Source organism: Sorangium sp. So ce394 (genome assembly GCF_051474665.1).
Lineage (GTDB): Bacteria > Myxococcota_A > Polyangia > Polyangiales > Polyangiaceae > Sorangium > Sorangium cellulosum_D.
In genome coordinates, this window is record NZ_CP150339.1 from 12,462,149 (window position 1) to 12,479,830 (window position 17,682).

General features: G+C 72.6%; 15 protein-coding genes. 8 read left to right on the forward strand and 7 right to left on the reverse strand.

Annotated elements, in window-relative coordinates:
* Positions 1-77 precede the first annotated feature (77 nt).
* Entirely contained in the window at positions 78-1,301 is a 1,224-nt protein-coding gene (locus WMF33_RS45955) for a serine/threonine-protein kinase (protein WP_061624709.1), read from the reverse strand.
* A 91-nt stretch (positions 1,302-1,392) separates the two neighbouring features.
* Positions 1,393-1,524 carry a hypothetical protein gene (locus WMF33_RS45960; RefSeq protein WP_437334494.1) on the reverse strand — a complete coding sequence of 44 codons (132 nt, stop codon included), beginning with the start codon at positions 1,522-1,524 and terminating at the stop codon, positions 1,393-1,395.
* Between the two features lie 246 nt (positions 1,525-1,770).
* On the opposite strand from WMF33_RS45960, the gene WMF33_RS45965 reads away from it, so the two are divergent.
* The 4 genes from WMF33_RS45965 to ggt all read left to right on the forward strand — a co-directional run bounded on the left by WMF33_RS45965 (position 1,771) and on the right by ggt (position 7,121).
* Entirely contained in the window at positions 1,771-2,895 is a 1,125-nt protein-coding gene (locus WMF33_RS45965) for a hypothetical protein (RefSeq protein WP_437334495.1), read from the forward strand.
* Positions 2,896-2,957: 62 nt separating this feature from the next.
* A complete protein-coding gene (locus WMF33_RS45970) occupies positions 2,958-4,013 on the forward strand; it encodes a WD40/YVTN/BNR-like repeat-containing protein (protein ID WP_437334496.1) in 1,056 nt (351 codons plus the stop codon).
* 270 nt (positions 4,014-4,283) lie between these two features.
* Positions 4,284-5,042 carry a hypothetical protein gene (locus WMF33_RS45975; RefSeq protein WP_437334497.1) on the forward strand — a complete coding sequence of 253 codons (759 nt, stop codon included), beginning with the start codon at positions 4,284-4,286 and terminating at the stop codon, positions 5,040-5,042.
* A 186-nt stretch (positions 5,043-5,228) separates the two neighbouring features.
* The gene (gene ggt / locus WMF33_RS45980; RefSeq protein WP_437334498.1) at positions 5,229-7,121 is read left to right on the forward strand and encodes a gamma-glutamyltransferase; all 1,893 of its coding nucleotides are present in this window, start codon (positions 5,229-5,231) and stop codon (positions 7,119-7,121) included.
* A 78-nt stretch (positions 7,122-7,199) separates the two neighbouring features.
* On the opposite strand, the gene WMF33_RS45985 is transcribed toward ggt, so the two are convergent.
* The gene (locus tag WMF33_RS45985) at positions 7,200-7,910 is read right to left on the reverse strand and encodes a universal stress protein (RefSeq protein ID WP_061621733.1); all 711 of its coding nucleotides are present in this window, start codon (positions 7,908-7,910) and stop codon (positions 7,200-7,202) included.
* Between the two features lie 125 nt (positions 7,911-8,035).
* Between WMF33_RS45985 and purB the strand changes: the two genes are divergently transcribed.
* Together purB and WMF33_RS45995 are read left to right on the forward strand one after the other, a co-directional pair.
* Entirely contained in the window at positions 8,036-9,334 is a 1,299-nt protein-coding gene (gene purB, locus WMF33_RS45990) for an adenylosuccinate lyase (RefSeq protein WP_437334499.1), read from the forward strand.
* Positions 9,335-9,389: 55 nt separating this feature from the next.
* The gene (locus tag WMF33_RS45995) at positions 9,390-11,192 is read left to right on the forward strand and encodes a DUF885 domain-containing protein (RefSeq protein ID WP_437334500.1); all 1,803 of its coding nucleotides are present in this window, start codon (positions 9,390-9,392) and stop codon (positions 11,190-11,192) included.
* 25 nt (positions 11,193-11,217) lie between these two features.
* Here WMF33_RS45995 and WMF33_RS46000 read toward each other — a convergent pair whose 3' ends face one another.
* From WMF33_RS46000 to WMF33_RS46015, 4 genes are all read right to left on the reverse strand, one after another.
* Entirely contained in the window at positions 11,218-12,102 is an 885-nt protein-coding gene (locus WMF33_RS46000; RefSeq protein WP_437334501.1) for a 5'-3' exonuclease, read from the reverse strand.
* A gap of 29 nt (positions 12,103-12,131) precedes the next feature.
* Positions 12,132-13,712, reverse strand: a complete 1,581-nt coding sequence (locus tag WMF33_RS46005; protein WP_020741512.1) for a lactate racemase domain-containing protein — start codon at positions 13,710-13,712, stop codon at positions 12,132-12,134.
* 75 nt (positions 13,713-13,787) lie between these two features.
* Complete coding sequence (locus tag WMF33_RS46010; RefSeq protein ID WP_020741513.1) at positions 13,788-14,450, reverse strand: HAD family hydrolase; 663 nt, start codon at positions 14,448-14,450, stop codon at positions 13,788-13,790.
* Positions 14,451-14,552: 102 nt separating this feature from the next.
* Positions 14,553-15,320 carry a phosphoadenylyl-sulfate reductase gene (locus WMF33_RS46015; protein WP_437334502.1) on the reverse strand — a complete coding sequence of 256 codons (768 nt, stop codon included), beginning with the start codon at positions 15,318-15,320 and terminating at the stop codon, positions 14,553-14,555.
* A gap of 78 nt (positions 15,321-15,398) precedes the next feature.
* Here WMF33_RS46015 and WMF33_RS46020 point away from each other — a divergent pair, with 78 nt between their 5' ends.
* Entirely contained in the window at positions 15,399-16,385 is a 987-nt protein-coding gene (locus tag WMF33_RS46020; protein ID WP_437334503.1) for an ArsA family ATPase, read from the forward strand.
* 21 nt (positions 16,386-16,406) lie between these two features.
* Positions 16,407-17,603: a hypothetical protein gene (locus WMF33_RS46025; RefSeq protein WP_437334504.1), complete on the forward strand. Its 1,197-nt coding sequence runs from the start codon at positions 16,407-16,409 to the stop codon at positions 17,601-17,603.
* Positions 17,604-17,682 lie beyond the last annotated feature (79 nt).

A 17,682-nucleotide genomic window follows, 5' to 3' on the forward strand; every position in this document is an offset into this window, starting at 1 on the left:
CGCGGCGGGGCCCTTCGGCCCCGCCGGCAGCCCTTCCTCAACGCGTCTGCCGGCGGCGCCGGAGCCCTCGCCGCCCGTCAGCAGCTCAGCAGCAGCAGAACGACGATCACCGCCACGATGACGCCCGTGGCGAGCGAGGCGCCGCCGACGAGCAAGAGCAGCTTGCCCGTCGACCATTGCGTGAGCGGCGTGCCGGAGCCGGGCGGCACCGTCGCGCTGTCGTCGAGCGTGCGCTCCGGCCGGCTCATCGAGTGGCTCGGCGCGGCGGCGTGCTCAAGCACGGTCGGCTGCGGGCGGGCGCTCGGCGACACGCCGCCGGGGGACGGTGTCATCGGCGGCGACGCGAGCGGCGGCGCCGGCTGCGACAGCGGTTGGCCGGCGCGGATGCGCCCGTCGAGGACGGCTTGCGCGTACGGGGGCAGCCCGCCCGCGCGCACCGCGCGGACGTCCGCGCGCATGGTCTCCGCGTTGGGGTAGCGATGGAACTTGATGAACGCCAGCGATCGATCGACCACGGCCGCGACCGCGGGCGAGATCCCGGGCGCGACCGAGGCGAGCGGCGGGGCCTGCTCGGTCGCCGCGGCGATGACCTCCATCGCCTCCGTCACGTCGCCGTGCACCTGCCGGCCCGAGAGCAGACGGAACATCGTCGCCCCGAGCCCGAACAGATCCGTGCGCCCGTCGATGTCGTGGATGAGGCCTGTCGCCTGCTCCGGCGCCATGTACGTCGCCGTGCCCATGATCATGCCGGTCTTTGTCGCGGTCTTCTCGGGCAGGCCCGTGAGCCCGTCGACGACGCGCGCGATGCCGAAGTCGAGCATGCGCACGCGGCCGTCGATCCCGAGGTGGATGTTCTCGGGCTTCAGATCGCGGTGCACGACGCCGCGCGCGTGCGCGATCGCCAGCGTCTCGAGCACCTGATCCGCGAGCGCGAGCACCTCGCCGGGGGGCATCGTCCCGGTGCGCGCCATCCGATCGAAGAGCGTCTCGCCCTGGAGCACCTCCATCGTCAGGTACGCGAGCCCCTCCGGCGACTCGCCCGAGCCGAGCACGCGCACCACGCCCGGCACCGCGTCCGCCCCCCCGAGCGAGTTCCCGATGAAGCCCTCGCGCAGGAAGCGCTTCCGCACCTCCGCGATCGCGTTGAGCTCCGGGTGCAGCACCTTCAGCGCGACCTGCGAGCCGTCCGCCGCCCGCCCGAGCAGCACGCTCCCCATGCCGCCGGTGCCGAGCACGCGCTCGATCCACCACGTTCCAGCGAACGTCTTGCCGACCCAGTGCTCCGCGTCGTCGTCGTACACGAAAGGCGCCCTCGTTCGACCCGCGCCATCCGAGGAGCGGGATGCTCAGCGGCGAAGCAACTGGTAGGCCGCACCGCGGCGGGTGCGCAAGCTAATTGATGGAGGTCGTGCCGAAGCGGGCGTCGTCGTCAAGCCGCTCGGCCGCCGCCTTGAGCCCGGAGGCGACGCCGCGGAACGCGTCCGCCGGCATGCGAAACGTCACGCCGGGGCCGAGGAGTGTCACGTGAACGGTACCGCACCCGCACCGGGTGACGCGCGTCGCCTCATTCGAGGCGAGCTCCGTGTGTGGACCGCATTTCTTGGACGCCGCCATGGTTGAACCTCTCCCACATCCTAGCAGCTCCTACCCCCGTTCGGCCACGACGGCCCGGCTCGCGCCGGATCCCTGCCGGCCGCGCGACATCATGGTCCTGAAATTGCCCAACGGTGTATATCTCCATCATTGCTGCTCCATTGACTGGAGGACCTCATGGCTGCTCGACGGCTGACGTTCGGTTTGCTTGCCCTCGCGCTGGGGGCTGCTGCCTGCATTGACGACCGCACAGGCCCTGGACCGGGCTCGACGGGCTCCGGTCCGGGGCCGACGGTGGACGAGTCGCTGCTCGATCCGCCTCCGGTGGGCCACGGCTTCCAGATGCAGACGGAGGACATCGAGGTGCCTCCGGGGGTGGAGCAGCAGGACTGCTACTTCTTCAAGGTCAGCGAGCTCGCCGCGTCGAACGGGCTCGACCCGCAGGCGCCCGTGAACCTCCACCGCGTGGAGATCGCGCAGCGCGACGGCTCGCACCACATGAACATCTTCCGCGTGCGGACCATCAAGGGGCTGGGGCCGGAGGGCGGGCTCATCCAGAAGAACCAGAACGGCGTGGGCGAGTGCTTCAAGAGCCCCAACTGGGCCGACTGGCCGCTCGTCGCGAACTCGCAGCAGGACGGCCAGCTCGACTGGGAGTTCCCCGAGGGCGTCGCGAACGTCCTCCAGCCCGACGAGTGGCTCATGCTGCAGACGCATTACGTGAACGCGACGTCGCAGAAGACCCCCCAGGCGGTCGGCCGCGTCCGGGTGAACTTCTGGTCGTTGCCCGACGAGCAGGTGACGGCCGAGATGGGCACCGTCTTCGCGACCAAGCAATCCATCCGCGTCTGCCAGTCGAATCCGCGGCCCACGTTCGAGGGCTCGTGCCAGATCAACAGCCCCTCTCCCGTGCGGATCATCGGCGCCAACGGCCACTTCCACAGCCGGGGCACGCGGTTCGACATGTACACGTGGGACGGCACATCCATCGGCACGCCGCCGGCCTCGGAGCGCTTCTACACCTCGAACGCGTGGGACGACCCGCCGATGCTCACCTCGCCGCAGCTCGACCTCGAGGTCCCGAAGAACGGCGGCGTCTGGTACGGCTGCACCTACGAGTGGCAGCCGCCGGACCCCTCCGTGGGCTGCAGCGGTCTCGACGAGTACGACGCGACAAAGAACAACACCTCGGAGGAGCAGCTCGATTGCTGCTACACGTTCGGCCCGATCGTCGAGAAGAACGAGCACTGCAATATCTTCGTCTACTACTATCCGAAGCAGGACGACGTGTTCTGCAACTGAGCCCCCGGACGGGCGCGCGCCGCGCGCGCCGACAGGATCGCTCCAGGCTGGTCTTCACCCCGATGCGCACCCGTTTGCACCCCGTTGCCGCGATGGCGCTCGGGGCGGCCGCCCTCGGCGGCTGCTCCGACGATCCTGCGACGCCGCCGTCCGAGGACGGACCGCCGGCGTGGCGCGTGCTGCTCGACGAGGGCGACCTCGATCGCGCGGTCCTGTCGATCTGGGGGACGGCGCCGGACGACGTGTTCGCCGTGGGGGGGCCGCTCGGCAACACCGGGCGCGCGTCGCTCGCGCTGCATTACGATGGGTCGACGTGGCGTGAGCTCCCGGCCGGCGGGGAGGAGACGTTCTGGTGGGTGGCCGGCTCCGGGCCGAAGGACGTCTGGATGGTCGGCGAGCGCGGCCGCGCCGCGCGCTGGGACGGAGCAGCGTTCACCGAGCACGAGACCGGGACAGACGCTACGCTGTGGGGCGTAATCGCCTTCGCTCCCGACGACGCCTGGGCCGTCGGCGGCACGCCCGGCGGCGGCGCGGGGGCGGCGGAGAAGGATATCGTCCTTCACTGGGACGGCAGCGCATGGTCGAGGGAGCCGCTGCCCGAGGAGCCCGGCCGCGCGCTCTATAAGGTTTGGGGGGAGTCGTCCGACGACCTCTATGCCGTCGGCGAATTCGGCGTGATCTGGCACCGCGCGGGCGCGACCTGGGAACTGCAGTCCGATCCGCCGATCGCGCAGGGCACCCTGTTCACGGCCGCCGGCTGCAGCCGTGAAGAGGTGTACGCGGTCGGCGGGAGAGACGTGCTCCGCTCGGACGGCACGGCGTGGCGCCGCCTCGACATCGAGCTCACCAACGACGTGAACGGCGTCGCCTGCGGCCGCCCGGGCGAGGTCGCGATCGTCGGCTATGGAGGCCTCAAGCAGCGCCTCGTCGACGGGGTCTGGATCGACGAGTTCACGGAAGAGCCGTATGCCGACCTGCACGCCGTCTGGGTCGACGGGGAAGGGGCCTTCTGGGCGGTCGGCGGCGACTTCCTCAGCCAGCCGACCCCGGGCAGGGCGCGCAAGGGCGTGGTGGCGCGCTACGGGAAAGGACAGATCGCCGACACTGTGAGCCGCTGATCACCAAGGCGCATGTCCTCTCACCTGCCCTGACATGCGCGCAGTGTGGCATGTCGCATCAGCGCACCGTGAACTCCGCGACACGCTCGGCATAGCGAGCACGACCGCAGAGATTTTTTTCTTGGGAAATGCTTCAAGGGGTAGTGCTGGTCGTCCGATTGCAATACCCGCGGAGACCACACGCGGATCCCGCGCTCTCAACCCAGGAGAATTGGCATGCGACGGACCATTGCTCAGCTTTTTGTAAGCGCTTTTACTTTTGCTGTTCCTTTGCTCGTTGTTTCTTCCGCATCAGCCCAGCCCAATCCGTGCGGGAACCTCCAGGCCGCGGCGGCCGGACAGTGCGAGATCCGCACCTCCGGCGGCTGTGAAGGGTACTGCGAGCCGGTCCAGTTCACTGCGGAGTGCTCCGGGCGGTGCACCGGCAGCGCGGAAGCCTCGTGCACGGGCAGCTGCCAGGCGGACTGCGAGGGGGAGTGCAACGTCGACCCGGGGAGCCTGGACTGCGAGGGGAGCTGCACGGCGAGCTGCAAGGCGAACTGCAGCGCCAATTGCTCGGCGCACGCCAACGGATCAGGGGCGCGGGCCGAGTGCGAGTCGTCGTGCAAAGCGAGCTGCGACGGAGAGTGCAACGTCAGCTGCGAGGGGACCCCGCCGAGCGCCTCGTGCGAGGCGAAGTGCGAGGCGAGCTGCGAGGGCGAGTGCAAGGTCGAGGCGAACATCGACTGCAACGTCGACTGCACGTCCGAGCTCAAGGGCGGGTGTGAGGTGCAGTGCTCCACACCGGACGGCGCGCTGTTCTGCAACGGGCAGTATGTCGATATCGCCGGCACCATGGAGGAGTGCAAGAACTGGCTGCTGACGCAGGGGATCGACGTGGAGTTCCACGCCGAGGCCGAGGCCGAGGCCAGCGTCTCCTGCGCCGCCGCGCCGGGGTCGTCCTCGTCCGCGCCGTTCGCGGGCACCGGGCTCGCGGCGCTCGTCGCGGGCGCGGGCGTGGCCGCCGCGCGCCGCCGCAAGCGGTCCTGAGCGGGGCCCGGCGCCCCCGACGGCGCAGGCGCTGCCGCGGAGGCGCCTCCAGGCGAGGCTCCTCCGCGGCCCGTCGCGCGCCGCCGGGGAGCGCGCCTCGCGCCATGAACCGATCCCCGGGCCGGGTCGCCCTGCGCGGCCCGGCCTGGCTTTCTCCGGCACCGTAGTAGATTCGCGCCCACCCTGATGACCCTGCATCGTCGTTCGAGGCCGCGCTGGGTGCTCGCCCTCGCGCTGCTCGCCGGCTGCGAGGCCCGCACGCCGCCCGCCCCGCCCGCGGCGGCGCCCGCCGCCTCCAGCGCGCCGGCCTCCGGGAGCGCCGCCGCCGCGGCCAAGGCCGCGAGCGCCGCGGTGCAGCCGGCAGCCCCGGCGGCGGCGCCGGAGCCGCTGCCCCCGGATCCGCCGATCGCGCTCGCCTCGGGCGGCGCGCGGGCGGTGCGCGGCGACGCGGGGCTCGTGACCTCGGTCGAGGAGCACGCGACGCGCGCCGGCGCGGACGTGCTGCGGCGCGGGGGAAACGCGATCGACGCGGCGGTGGCCGTCGCGTTCGCGCTGGCGGTGACGCACCCGAGCGCGGGCAACATCGGCGGCGGCGGCTTCATGATGGTCCGCCTCGCGAACGGCGAGACGCAGGCGATCGACTTCCGCGAGGCCGCGCCCGCGTCGGTGACCACCGCGTCGAACATGGCCATGGTGCGCGCCGGGGCGCACGGCTACGCGTCGGCCGGCGTGCCGGGCTCGGTCGCCGGCCTCGCCCTGGCGCACGAGCGGTTCGGCACGCGGCCGTTCGCCGAGCTCCTGGCCCCCGCGATCGCCCTGGCGCGCAAGGGGCACCGCCTCGGCGCGCGGCAGGCGCTGACGCTGCGCTGGGCGTGGCCGCGGCTGAGGGCCGATCGCGCCGCGAGCGCCGTCTGGGGGCGGGGCAAGGGGCCGCTCGCCCAGGGCGAGCTGGTGCGCCAGCTCGATCTCGCCCGCACCCTGGAGACGCTCGCCGCCGAGGGGCCGCGCGCGTTCTACGAGGGCGCGATCGCCCGGAAGATCGCCGCGGCGATGCGCGAGCGCGGCGGCCACATCACCGAGGACGACCTGCGGGCCTACCAGGCCAAATGGCGCGCGCCGCTCCGGTTCTCGTACCGCGGCTTCACCGTCGACACGATGCCGCCCCCGTCGATGGGCGGCGTCGCGCTCGCGGAGATCATGCTCACGCTGGAGCGGGTGAAGGCGCACGAGGCCCCCGCCGACTCCGGGCTGTCGCTGCACCTGTTCGTCGAGGCGGCCAAGCGAGCGTACGCGGATCGGCGCAAGGTGGGCGCCGACCCGGATTTCGCCCCGCCCGAGACGGGGCAGCTGCTCGCGAGGCTCCTCGACGGGAGCACCCTGATGCGCCGCAGCCCGCCCATCGACCCGGAGCGCGCCACGGCGGCGGGCGACATCGCGAGCGCGGCGGACGCTCTTCTGCCGGAGTCCCCGCAGACGACGCACTTCTCGGTGATCGACGCGCAGGGCAACGCGGTCTCGTGCACGACCACGCAGTCGGCGAGCTTCGGCGCGAAGATCGTGATCCCCGGGACGGGCATCCTGCTCGGCAACGCGATGGGCGCGTTCTCGGAGACGGGCATCAACGCCGTCGCGCCGGGCAAGCGCATGGCGAGCTCGATGACGCCCACGATCGTGAGCCGGGACGGCAAGATCGCGCTCCTCCTCGGCTCGCCCGGCGGCGACACGATCCCGAACACCGTGGCCCAGGTGCTCCGCAACCTGGTCGATCACGGGATGACCATCGACGAGGCGGTCCGGCACGCGCGCGTCCACCACCAGTGGATGCCGGACCGGGTGCGCGTCGAGCGGCTGACGCCGCCGCCGCAGGCCGCGCTCGACGACCTCGCGCGGCGGGGGCACGCCGTCGTGCTGGATCCGATGCCGATCGGCGACGCGAACAACATCCTCGTCGACGCCGCCGGCGTGGCGTGGGGCTACGCCGACACGCGCGAGGGGGGCACGGCCGAGGGCGTCAGCGCGCCCGACAAGCTCGGCCCGGCGGCGGAGGCCAGCGCGCCGCCGGCCTCCGGCGCGCGGTAGGTCGGGCGCGGGCGTCAGCGCGCGGCAAGGTCGTCGCGCCAGGGGAAGAGCGGCGCGGTGCAGGCCGCTCGCCGGCCGTCAGCGCAGCCTGGGGTCGTACTCGGCCGCGTCGGCGTCGTCGTCCTCCTTGGGGCGCACGACCACGACCGGGCACGGCGCGTTCCGCGCGATCCGATCGGCGGTCGAGCCGCCGAACAGCCGCTGGAGCGGCGACTGCGGGTGCGTGGCCACCACGATGAGATCGGCGCTGAGCTCCCGGGCGAGCGAGACGATGGCCTTGTCGGGGCGGCCGGTGCGGAAGTGCATCGCCATGAGCCGGGCCTGGCCGTCCGCGAAGCGGTGCTGGAGCACCCGCAGCGAGGGCGGCGACGACGCGCCCGGGACCGTCACGTCGCACACCGCGGGGGCGACCTGCCGCGGGCCGACGACGACGGCGTGGATCTCGGTCTCGCCCCGGAGCGCCGCGAGATCGAAGGCGAAGCGCCACGCCCGCCCGCCCGGCTCGGACAGGTCCATCGCGACCACGACGATGTACGGCTTCACGCGGCGACCGGCGCGCGCGCTCGCGCGGGCCGGCTCGCTCGCGGGGGGGGCGGCGTCCACGGCGCGCCCCGCGGGCTCACCCCGCCCGGGCTGGCCCGGGAGGTCCGCCGGCGCCCTGGCGGCTCCGGTCGGCTCGTTCGCCCCCGCGGGCAGGGTCTCGGGCGCGGCATCGCTCTCGGTGGACGGCGGGCGGACGACCGACCTGCCCTGGTCGGGGCGCGCGGGCGCCGGTGCTTCGGTAGGCATCGGGCGCCAACGTTTGGAGCGCGCCGCGCGACCGCAAGCGCCGCGCGGCGCGCTCCAAACGTCGGCGCGCGTCCCGGACCACTCCATCCTTGACGCACCCTCCAGACCTTCGCAGCGTCCCGCCCATGATCCCCCGCTATACCCCGTCCGAATTCGAAGAGCTCTGGTCGCCCGCCACCCGATTCTCGACCTGGCTCGAGGTGGAGCTCGCCGCCTGCGAGGCCATGGAAGCCGAAGGCCTCGTGCCCGCAGGCGTCGCGAAAGGGATCCGGGCGAAGCAGCTCTCGCTGGATCCGGAGCGGATCGAGTCGATCGAGCGCACGGTCAAGCACGACGTCATCGCCTTCCTGACCCACGTCGAGGAGCTGGCGGGCGAGGGGGCGCGGTGGCTGCACCGGGGGATGACCTCGAGCGACGTGCTCGACACGAGCCTCGCGATCCTGCTTGTCCGCGCGGCGGACCTGCTCTCGACGCGGCTCGACAAGCTCTGCGACGCGCTCGCGCGGCGCGCGGACGAGCACCGACGCACCCCGATGATCGGCAGGAGCCACGGCATCGCCGCCGAGCCGATCACGTTCGGCCTGGCGCTCGCGGGCCACCTCGCCGAGATGAAGCGCGGCCGGGCGCGCCTGCGCGCCGCGCGCGAGGCGATCGCGGTCGGGAAGATCGCCGGCGCCGTCGGGACGTACGCGCACCTGTCGCCGCGCATCGAGGAGCGCGCGCTCGCCGCCGTGGGCCTGCGCCCCGAGACGGTCTCGACGCAGATCGTCGCGCGCGACCGCCACGCCGAGTTCTTCGCCGCGCTCTCGCTCATCGCGGCGGGCATCGAGCGGCTCGCGACCAACGTGCGGCACTGGCAGCGCACCGAGGTCCGCGAGGCGGAGGAGCGCTTCTCCGTGGGCCAGAAGGGCTCGAGCGCGATGCCCCACAAGCGCAACCCCATCCTCAGCGAGAACCTGTGCGGCCTCGCGCGAATCGTGCGCGCGGCGGTGATCCCCGCGCTCGAGAACGTGCCGCTGTGGCACGAGCGCGACATCTCGCACTCGTCGGTCGAGCGGATGATCGCCCCCGACGCGACCTCGACGCTCGGGTTCATGCTCGATCGCGCCGCGGGGCTCGTCGACGGGCTGGTCGTCTACCCCGAGAAGATGCGCGAGAACCTCGATCGCACGGGCGAGCTCTTCTTCAGCGAGGCGGTGCTGCTGTCGCTCGTGCAGAAGGGTCGGCCGCGGCAGGCGGCCTACGAGATGGTGCAGCGCTGCGCGATGCGCGCCATCGCGGGCGAGGGCCGCTTCCGCGACAACCTCGCCAAGGACGCCGACGTCGCGGCGCTGCTCGCCCCGGACGAGCTCGCGCGCTGCTTCGACCTCGACCACGCGCTCTCGCACGTGGACGCGATCATCGATCGAGCGATCCGCGGGTAGTCGGCGGCCTGCGCCGTTGACCCGCCCGGGCCGGTTTGAGAGGCTCCGGCCCGCCATGGCCGCACCTGCCCCCACGCCCGCCCGCCGCCCGCGCTCGCGCCGCCTCGTGGCGCTCGCCGCGGCGCTCGCGCCGATCGCCGCCTGCAGCGGGAGCGCCTCGGCGCCGCCTCCGTCCGCCGGCGAGGCCCCGCGCGCAACTGCGCCTCCCGCGGCCGCAACGCCCGCGGCGCCCGCGCGGCCAGACGAGGCGCCGCGGGAGCCGTTCGCGGCGCTGCGCGGCCGGATCGTGCGCGCGTGGGTGGCGGACGAGCCGGCGTTCGCGCGAGCGCGCGGGCTGCACGAGCAGGACGGCAAGGTCGGCGACTACTCCGCGGCGGCGATCGAGCGGAGGCTCGCGCGCCTGGAGCGCGATCGCGCGGCCCTCGCCGCCATCGACGCCGCGGCGCTCTCGCCGGACGAGGCGCTCGACCGCGCGCTCCTGCTCCAGCAGATCGACCTCAAGCTCTTCAACGGCAGGGATCTCGAGGAGTGGCGCCGGCGGCCGCAGTTCTACGGCGAGCTGTTCGGCGTGAACCACTACCTCGATCGCGCGTATGCGCCGCTGCCCGAGCGCGCGAGGCGCCTCCTCGAGCACGAGAAGGCGGCGCTGGCGCAGGTGCCGCGCGTCCTCGAGAACCTCGCGAGCCCGCTACCGAAGCCGGTGGTCGAGGTCGCCGCGAAGATCTTCCGCGGCTACGCCGAGTACCTGCGCGGCGACGTCGTGAAGCTGCTGAAGGGCGTGGGCGACGCGGCGTTCCAGGCCGATCTCGAGAAGACGAACGCGGCGCTCGCCGACGCGGCGGAGCGGCTCGCCGAGCACCTCGCCAAGGTCGAGCTGCCGAAGGGCGACGCGAGCCACGTGCTCGGCGAGGCGCGGTACAGGAAGCTCCTCCTCGCGCAGGAGGGGCTCTCGATCCCGCTCGCCGAGTTCAAGAGGATGGGCGAGGAGGACCTCGCGGCGAACAAGGCGGCCTACCAGGAGCTCGCCAGGAAGGTGAAGCCCACCCGGCCGAAGGCGGAGCAGCTCCTCGCCGAGGCGACGCGGGTGATGGAGGCGTCGCGCAGGTTCGTCGTCGACCGGGAGATCGTGAGCCTGCCGTCCGACGAGCGGGCGATCGTGAAGGAGACGCCGCCGTACATGCGCTGGAACTCCGCGTTCCTCGACGCGCCGGGGCCGTTCGAGCGGAAGGGGCTCGAGGCGTTCTACTACATCACGAAGCCCGACCCCTCCTGGCCCAAGAAGGAGCAGGAGGAGTACGTGATGCCGCGCGGGACGCTGCTCTCGACGACCGTGCACGAGGTCTACCCGGGGCACTTCGTCCAGGGCCTGTGGGTGAACCGGGCGCCGACCGAGGCGCAGCGGATGTTCGAGAGCTACTCGTTCGTCGAGGGCTGGGCCCACTACGCCGAGCAGATGATGATCGAGCAGGGGTTCGGCAAGGAGGACCCGCAGAGCCGGCTCGGTCAGCTCGCGGACGCGCTGCTGCGCAACTGCAGGGTGGTCGTGTCGCTCGGCGTGCACGCCGAGGGCATGGGGCTCGACGAGGCCGAGCGCCGCTTCGTCGACGACTGCGCCCAGGACCGCGCGACGGCGCGGGAGCAGGCGCTGCGCGCGACGTTCGACCCCGGCTACTTCGCCTACACGCTCGGCAAGCTCCAGATCCTGAAGCTCCGCGAGGAGGCGAAGGCGGCCCTGGGCGCGGCGTTCTCGCTCCGCCGATTCCACGACGCGCTCCTCGCGCACGGGTCGCCTCCGCTGCCGCTCATCCGCGAGCGCGTGCTCGCCGAGCTCAAGGCGCCCGAAAAGAAGCAGCCCTGACCGAGGCCCGCGGGCCGCTCGTCGCTCACTCCTCCGGCGCCCAGCGCGTCGGCCGCGACTTCAGCGTGCGCACGTCCATCGCGTCGCACCACGCCTCGAAGCGGCCGCGCGGCACGCCGCGGAAGCGCAGGTCGTCGAGGCGCTCCGCGAGCGGCACGTCGGTCCGGAGCGTCGCCAGCGTGCGGTAGAGCAGCGCGTCCTCCCGCTGCTCGACCAGCGCGCGCGCGACCCGATCCGCGCCGCGCACCGTCACCGACCACGCTGCCGGGTCGTCCGGAATCTGCTCGATGTGCCCGTAGGCGCCGAGCAGCGCGGCCGCCGTGCGCTCGCCGATGCCCGCGAGCCCCGGGATGCCGTCGGCGTCGTCCCCGGTCAGCGCGAGGAAGTCCGGGATGCTCGCCGGGGCCACGCCCCGCGCGGCGCGCATCGCCGCCTCGTCGATGACGCGCTCCTTCCGGCGATCGACCTGCACGATCCGATCGCCCGAGAGGCACTGCCCGAAGTCCTTGTCCGGGCTGAGGATGCGCACCTGCGCCACGTCGCCCTGGAACCGCGCCGCCGCCGTCGCGAGCGCGTCGTCCGCCTCGAAGGCGTCCATCGACCAGACGACGACCCCGAGCGCGCGCACCGCCTCTTCGACCGGATCGAACTGCGCGCGCAGCACGGGATCCATGCCCTCGTCGCTCTTGTACCCGGCGAACAGGTCGTTCCTGAACGAGCGGATCGGGTTGTCGAAGGCGACGGCGAGGTGCGTGACCTCCTCGTCCGCGTGGCGCAGCAACGCGAGCAGCGAGGCGACGACGCCCACCGTGGCCTTCGCGTCCCAGCCGCCGGGCGCGCGGTGCCCGGGCCGCTTGGAGAAATGGGCGCGGAAGAGCTCGTAGGTGCCGTCGATGAGGTGCACCCGCACGGTGGCTCCTCCCGCGGGCCGCGCGCTCGCTACGCCGTCATGTCGGCCATGAAGATCGGCGGCGAGTGCAAGGCCATGATCTCCGGCGTGGGCGGGGCCGACTGCTTCGCCATCCGGAGCGCCTCGTCCATCGTGCGCGCCGTCTCCCAGCCGAGCAGCTGCGGGATGTACTCGTTGTCGGCGCCGACCACGATCATCCGGCCGATGTGCTGCCGGCCCGCCTCGCCCCAGTACCACATGAAGAAGGGGTGGGTCGGGTGGTACGCGTGCCCGAAGCGGTACATCTCGATGTAGGCGGGGTTCTCCGAGAACTTCTTCTCGTAGCGCTTGTGCAGCTCCATCGCGTCGCGCGTCTCCGGCAGCAGCCGGTGCACGAACTCGATGTACGGGGCGTGGTGCTCGTTGTCGAACAGGTCGGTGCAGGGGTGGAGGATGATCATCGTCCCCCCCTTCTTGAGCATCGGCGCGCCCCGGTAGAGGTTGAACAGGTAGCCGTTCGCCATCACCTGCACGAGCAGCGGGTTCAGGAACGAGTTCACGTTGTACGGGCTGATGTACGGGATGCCCGTGATCAGGATGTCGGCCTGGCCCGTGACCGGGACGAGGTACTGGTCGAAGCTGCGCTTCAGCGTGTGCTCGTGGACCGCCTCGGTCTCGCCGGCGAACACGCCGGTCACGCCGTACGGCGAGGGGACGCGCTGGAAGATCGCCTGGCGCGCGGGCTGCGGCACCTTCGACAGCGTGAAGCGGAGGGCGCGCAGCGCGCTCTTCTCGCCCGCGCTCAGGTCGTCCTCGTTCCGGGCGAGGAACTCGAGCGGGCGATCGAACATCCGGTTGTTGATCGTCGTCTCGATCGTGAAGACGTTGAGCTTCTTGTTGGCCAGCCGGCCCATGCGCTCGACGCTCGTGTGCAGCGCCGAGCTCTTCGGGTCCATGTACGAGTAGCAGTCGCGCATCACCCGCGGGTTGTGGTGCGCGCGCAGGCTGCGGTACCCGCACAGGCCGACCGAGACCGACTTGTGCCCGCCGTCCATCGGGACGAGGTTCAGGTTCACGTAGATCACGAGGTCGCTGTCGACCGCGCGCTTGTTGAGCTCGACCTCCTCGCCGGCGTCGGTCGTGCCGAGGTACTTCATGTTGGCGAGGTTCTCGGCGTCGTGGTTGTAGAGCTTCTTCGGCCAGTAGGCGTTGAAGATCCGGTCGCCGACGATGTGGCGGACCTCCCAGTCCTTCATCCGCCGGTGGACGCTCGTGGCGATGATGATCTCGACGTCGTCGACGCCGTAGTCCGAGAGCAGATCGAGCACGATGGTGAGCACCCGCTCGCGGATGTCCGGCCGCTTCATCGGGGGCAGCGGCAGCGAGATGTCGTCCACCGCGATCGTGACCTTCATCCCCGGGCGGAGCTTCGCGTAGAGCGGCTCCGAGTTGTGCGGGTGGTTGATCGCGTAGCGGATCGCGGCGTCGACGTCCTTCAGCGGCTCGAGGGGCGGCTTCGCGTAGAGCACCCGGGTGCCGGTGGGCAGGTCGACCTCGACCAGCTGGTCGCCTGAGAAGAGCACCCGGGGGGCGCTGCGGCTGTCTAGCGTGACGACGCAAGGATGGCTCATGGGACTTTCAGAGCAGGTGGTGCGACGTGTTGGGCTGCAAGGTGGTCTCCCGCCGCCGTGCGGGAGGGGCCGGGGTCATGCGGCGAGTTCGAGGATCGGCCAGTGGTAGGCCTGCGCGAGCAGCTTGAGCTTGCGGTCCGGGTTCACCGCCGCGGGGTAGCCGACGACCGAGAGCATCGGGACGTCGGAGTAGCTGTCCGAGTAGCCGAAGCACTCGTCGAGGTTGTGCCCGTGCGCGTGGGCGTGCTCGCGGATGAGCCGCGCCTTCTCGGGCCCGGCCACCACGGGGCGCAGGAGCTTGCCCGTCGCGAAGCCGTCCTTCACCTCGAGGCGGTTCGCGATGATGCCGGTCGCGCCGAGGTGCTCGGCCAGCAGCTGCATCAAGAAATCCAGCGCGCCGGAGATGAGGACCACGTCGTGCCCCTTGTCGAGGCTGCACTTCACGAGGTCGCGCGCCTTGGCGTAGATCGCCGGCTTGAGCACCTTCGCGAACGCCTCCTCGGCGAGCGCCACCAGGCGATCCTCGGAGACGCCGTCGAACGAGCTGAAGAGCAGCTCGTTGAAGAGGCGCCGATCCTGGAGCTCCGCCATCGCCATCCATGGCGCCTTCACCAGGGCACGGCCGAGCTTCGCCAAGCTGTGCATCGGCGTCGGCTGGTTCAGCATGTAGAACACCGTCGGGTGCACGAGGTTGGTCGTGACCAGGGTGCCGTCTACGTCGAAGTAGCTCGCCGGCATGCGGGGCAAATCTCCCTGCATGCCGTTTGAGTCAAGATCGAGCTGCCGCGAACCGGGTTTCGCAGGCGGATCGTCACGCGGCGAAGAGGCGCAGGCGGATCGTCACGCGGCGAAGAGGCGCTCGTACCGGTCGTCGAGGTCGACGCCGCCGTCGGTGTCGCCCCGGTCGACCGGGTTGATGCCGCAGTACTCGACGCTCGCCAGGTGGCGCCAGCGGCCGGCGCGCTCGGGCTCGTCGGGCAGGACGGGCGTCGTGCACGGGAAGCAGCCGATGGTGCGGAAGCCCATCGCGTGCAGCGGGTTCTCGATCGCGTCCGGGTGCGCCGCGAAGTACGCGTCGAGCTCCTCGCCGCTCAGCGACGCGAACGGGTGGACGCGGAGGACGTTGTTCGCGGGGTCGAGGCCGAACGGCGCGACCTTGGCGCGGGCGCCGCCCTCGCCCCGGCGGAGCGCGGCGACGAGCGCGTCGTAGCGGCCCCGGATGGCGTGGAGCGGGGCCGACTTGCGGAGGTCGCAGCACCGCTCCTGCCCCTCCTTCGAGAGGTAGAGCAGCCCCTCGTCGCGCGTCTGCTGCGCGAAGGTGCGCTCGGGCGAGAGCGTGACGACGCGCAGGTTCGGGTGGGTGCGCGCGAGCTCGTCGCGCGTGGCGAGCGTCTCGGCGTGGAGCACGCCGGTGTCGACGAAGATGACGTCGAAGTCGAGCCCGGCCCGGTCGGCCATGTGGCACAGCGCGGTCCCGGCCCGCTGCATGCTGCTCATGAGGGCCGCGCGGGGGCCGAAGGTCTCGCGGACGAAACGCAGGAGCTCGACGGGCGACGCGCCCTGGAAGCGTCGGTTCAGCGGTTCGAGGTGTCGCTCGGTGATGCGCATAGGCGATGCATAGCAGAGGCCGCTTCCTTGATCCGGGTTGCCTTCGCCCGAGCTTGCGCCTAACTCGGCTGACGCGGAATGAGCAGCGTCCATCTAGCCTCGGAAGCGGGCGGGCTCGGCCAGGATCTGCCGGCGCTCGAGGGCCGGCGCTTCCTGTTCGTGACCGGCAAGGGAGGCGTCGGGAAGACGACGATCTCCGGCGCGCTCGCCCTCGCCTTCGCCGCCCGCGGCAAGCGCGTCCTCGTCGCGATGTGCAACACGAAGGAGCGGCTCTCGGCCATCCTCGGCACGAAGCCGATCGGCCAGGAGGTCACCCACGTGGCCGAGCGCGTGTGGGCCGTGAACATCTCGCCGGACAAGGCCCTCAGGGAGTACGGCGAGATGGTCCTCAAGGTGCGCGCCGCGGCCGATCTCGTGTTCGACAACAAGTACACGCGCACCTTCTTCCGCGCGGTGCCGGGGCTGTACGAGTGGGCGATGCTCGGCAAGGCCTGGTTCCACACGACCGAGCTGCTGCCGGACGGCTCCCACCGCTTCGACGTGGTCCTGCTCGACGCGCCCGCGACCGGGCACGGCGTGGACATGCTGCGCGTGCCCAAGGTGATCCTCGACGTGGCGCCGCCGGGCATCCTGCGCCGCGACGCCGAGGCGGCGTGGGCGATGTTCAGGGACCCCGCGCGGAGCGGGGTCGTCGTGGTGACGCTCCCGGAGGAGATGCCGGCCACCGAGACCGTCGAGCTCGTGGCGGAGGTCCGGGGCGAGCTCGGCCTGCCGGTCCACCGGCTGATCATCAACGGCGTGCTGCCGCCGCTGTTCTCGCCCGAGGAGCGGCGGGCGCTGCTCGCCGAGCCGGGGCGGCTCGACATCCAGGCGCCGGCGCGCGCGGCGCACACCGCCGAGAGCGCCGTCGTGGCCGGCGCGCGGCGGGCGATGCGCGAGTCGGTGCAGCACGAGAGCCTGGCCCGCCTGCGCCGCGAGCTCGACCTGCCGACCGTGATCCTGCCGTTCCTCTTCGACGAGGCCTCGACGGTCGCCGGCACCCGGACGCTGGCCGCGCGGCTCTGAGCGACGCCGATGCCGGCGGCCATGCTGCGAGCGAGCCCGCTGCTCACCGACGGACGCGCGCTGCTCGACGCCGAGCGCCTGCTCCACGCGGGGGTCGCCGACCGGCGCGCGAGCTTCGAGCTCGCCTTCACGGCGATGCCGCCGCACACGGGCTTCCTCGTGGTCGCGGGCGTCGAGGCGGCGCTCGACGCGCTCGCGCTCAACGACGCGCGCCTCGACGCGGGGGCGGTCTTCGCGGCGCGCGAGGCCTGCGGCCTGAGCGACGCGCTCGTGGAGCGGCTCGCCGGCGCGCCGATCTCGATCGACATCGACGCGATGCCCGACGGGACGATCGCCTTCCCGGGCACGCCGGTCGTCGCGGTGGAGGGGCCGTTCATCGAGGCGCTCCTCGTGGGCGCGCTGCTCGTGCCGGCGCTCCGCCGGGGCACGGCCGCGGCGACGCGGGCGGCGCGGCTCCACATCGCGGCGGACGGCGGCGCGGTCGTCGACGGGTCGTCGGCGCGGGTGCCGTTCGCCGAGGAGGCGCTGGCGCTCGCCCGCGCGGCGCACGTGGGCGGGGCGGCGGCGACGACGAGCGCGCTCGCGGCCACGGCGCTCGGGATCCCGTTCCGCGGCGAGGCGGGGATCGAGCTCGGCGAGCTCGCGCCGCCGCCGTCGCCGCTCGAAGGCAGCTGGCCCTGGTACGCCGATCGGATGGTCGACCTCGGGGGCCACGAGGAGGAGGCGCTGCTCCTCGAGGCGCGGCGCGTGGGGACGACCGCCGGCGGCTGGATCGCGACGGGGCTCGCGGAGCCGGAGGGCGCGCTGCCCGCGGCGCGCTACGAGCTCGTGGCGCTCGAGGAGTCGGGCGCGTGGGCGCTGCGGCAGGGGACGAGCGATCGCGGCGACGTGATCGCGGGGCGCAAGATGGTGGCGCGCTACTACGACGAGGCGGGGCGCGCAGCCTGCGACGTGATCCACCTGGCGCACGAGCGGATGCTGGCGCCGCGCTCGCTCGGGGCGGCGCGGCTCGCGCCGCTCGCGCGCGCGGTGATGCGCGGCGGGCACGCCCTGGAGGCGCCCGAGCCGCCGAGCGCGGGGCGCGAGCGCTCGGTCGCGGCGCGGCAGCTGCTGCCGCACGCGGTCGCGCACCTGCGGGCGCCGGCGCGGTACCCGGTGCAGCTGTCGCCGGCGCTGATCGCGCTGCGGGAGCCGGAGCCGCCGAGCTCGTTGCGGTAGGCCCGGCCCCCGGAGAGGGTGTTCTCGGCGCGGGGCAGGGGGGTGGGGGCCCGCCGAACTCGCCCGAGATGTGAGCCAT

Bases quoted from the DNA above. Each gene is read 5' to 3' on its own strand.
- WMF33_RS45965 (WP_437334495.1), top strand. From the start codon at position 1,771: ATGGCTGCTCGACGGCTGACGTTCGGTTTGCTTGCCCTCGCGCTGGGG.
- WMF33_RS45970 (WP_437334496.1), top strand. From the start codon at position 2,958: ATGCGCACCCGTTTGCACCCCGTTGCCGCGATGGCGCTCGGGGCGGCC.
- ggt (WP_437334498.1), top strand. From the start codon at position 5,229: ATGACCCTGCATCGTCGTTCGAGGCCGCGCTGGGTGCTCGCCCTCGCG.
- WMF33_RS45985 (WP_061621733.1), bottom strand. From the start codon at position 7,910: ATGCCTACCGAAGCACCGGCGCCCGCGCGCCCCGACCAGGGCAGGTCG.
- purB (WP_437334499.1), top strand. From the start codon at position 8,036: ATGATCCCCCGCTATACCCCGTCCGAATTCGAAGAGCTCTGGTCGCCC.
- WMF33_RS45995 (WP_437334500.1), top strand. From the start codon at position 9,390: ATGGCCGCACCTGCCCCCACGCCCGCCCGCCGCCCGCGCTCGCGCCGC.
- WMF33_RS46005 (WP_020741512.1), bottom strand. From the start codon at position 13,712: ATGAGCCATCCTTGCGTCGTCACGCTAGACAGCCGCAGCGCCCCCCGG.
- WMF33_RS46010 (WP_020741513.1), bottom strand. From the start codon at position 14,450: ATGCCGGCGAGCTACTTCGACGTAGACGGCACCCTGGTCACGACCAAC.
- WMF33_RS46015 (WP_437334502.1), bottom strand. From the start codon at position 15,320: ATGCGCATCACCGAGCGACACCTCGAACCGCTGAACCGACGCTTCCAG.
- WMF33_RS46020 (WP_437334503.1), top strand. From the start codon at position 15,399: ATGAGCAGCGTCCATCTAGCCTCGGAAGCGGGCGGGCTCGGCCAGGAT.
- WMF33_RS46025 (WP_437334504.1), top strand. From the start codon at position 16,407: ATGCTGCGAGCGAGCCCGCTGCTCACCGACGGACGCGCGCTGCTCGAC.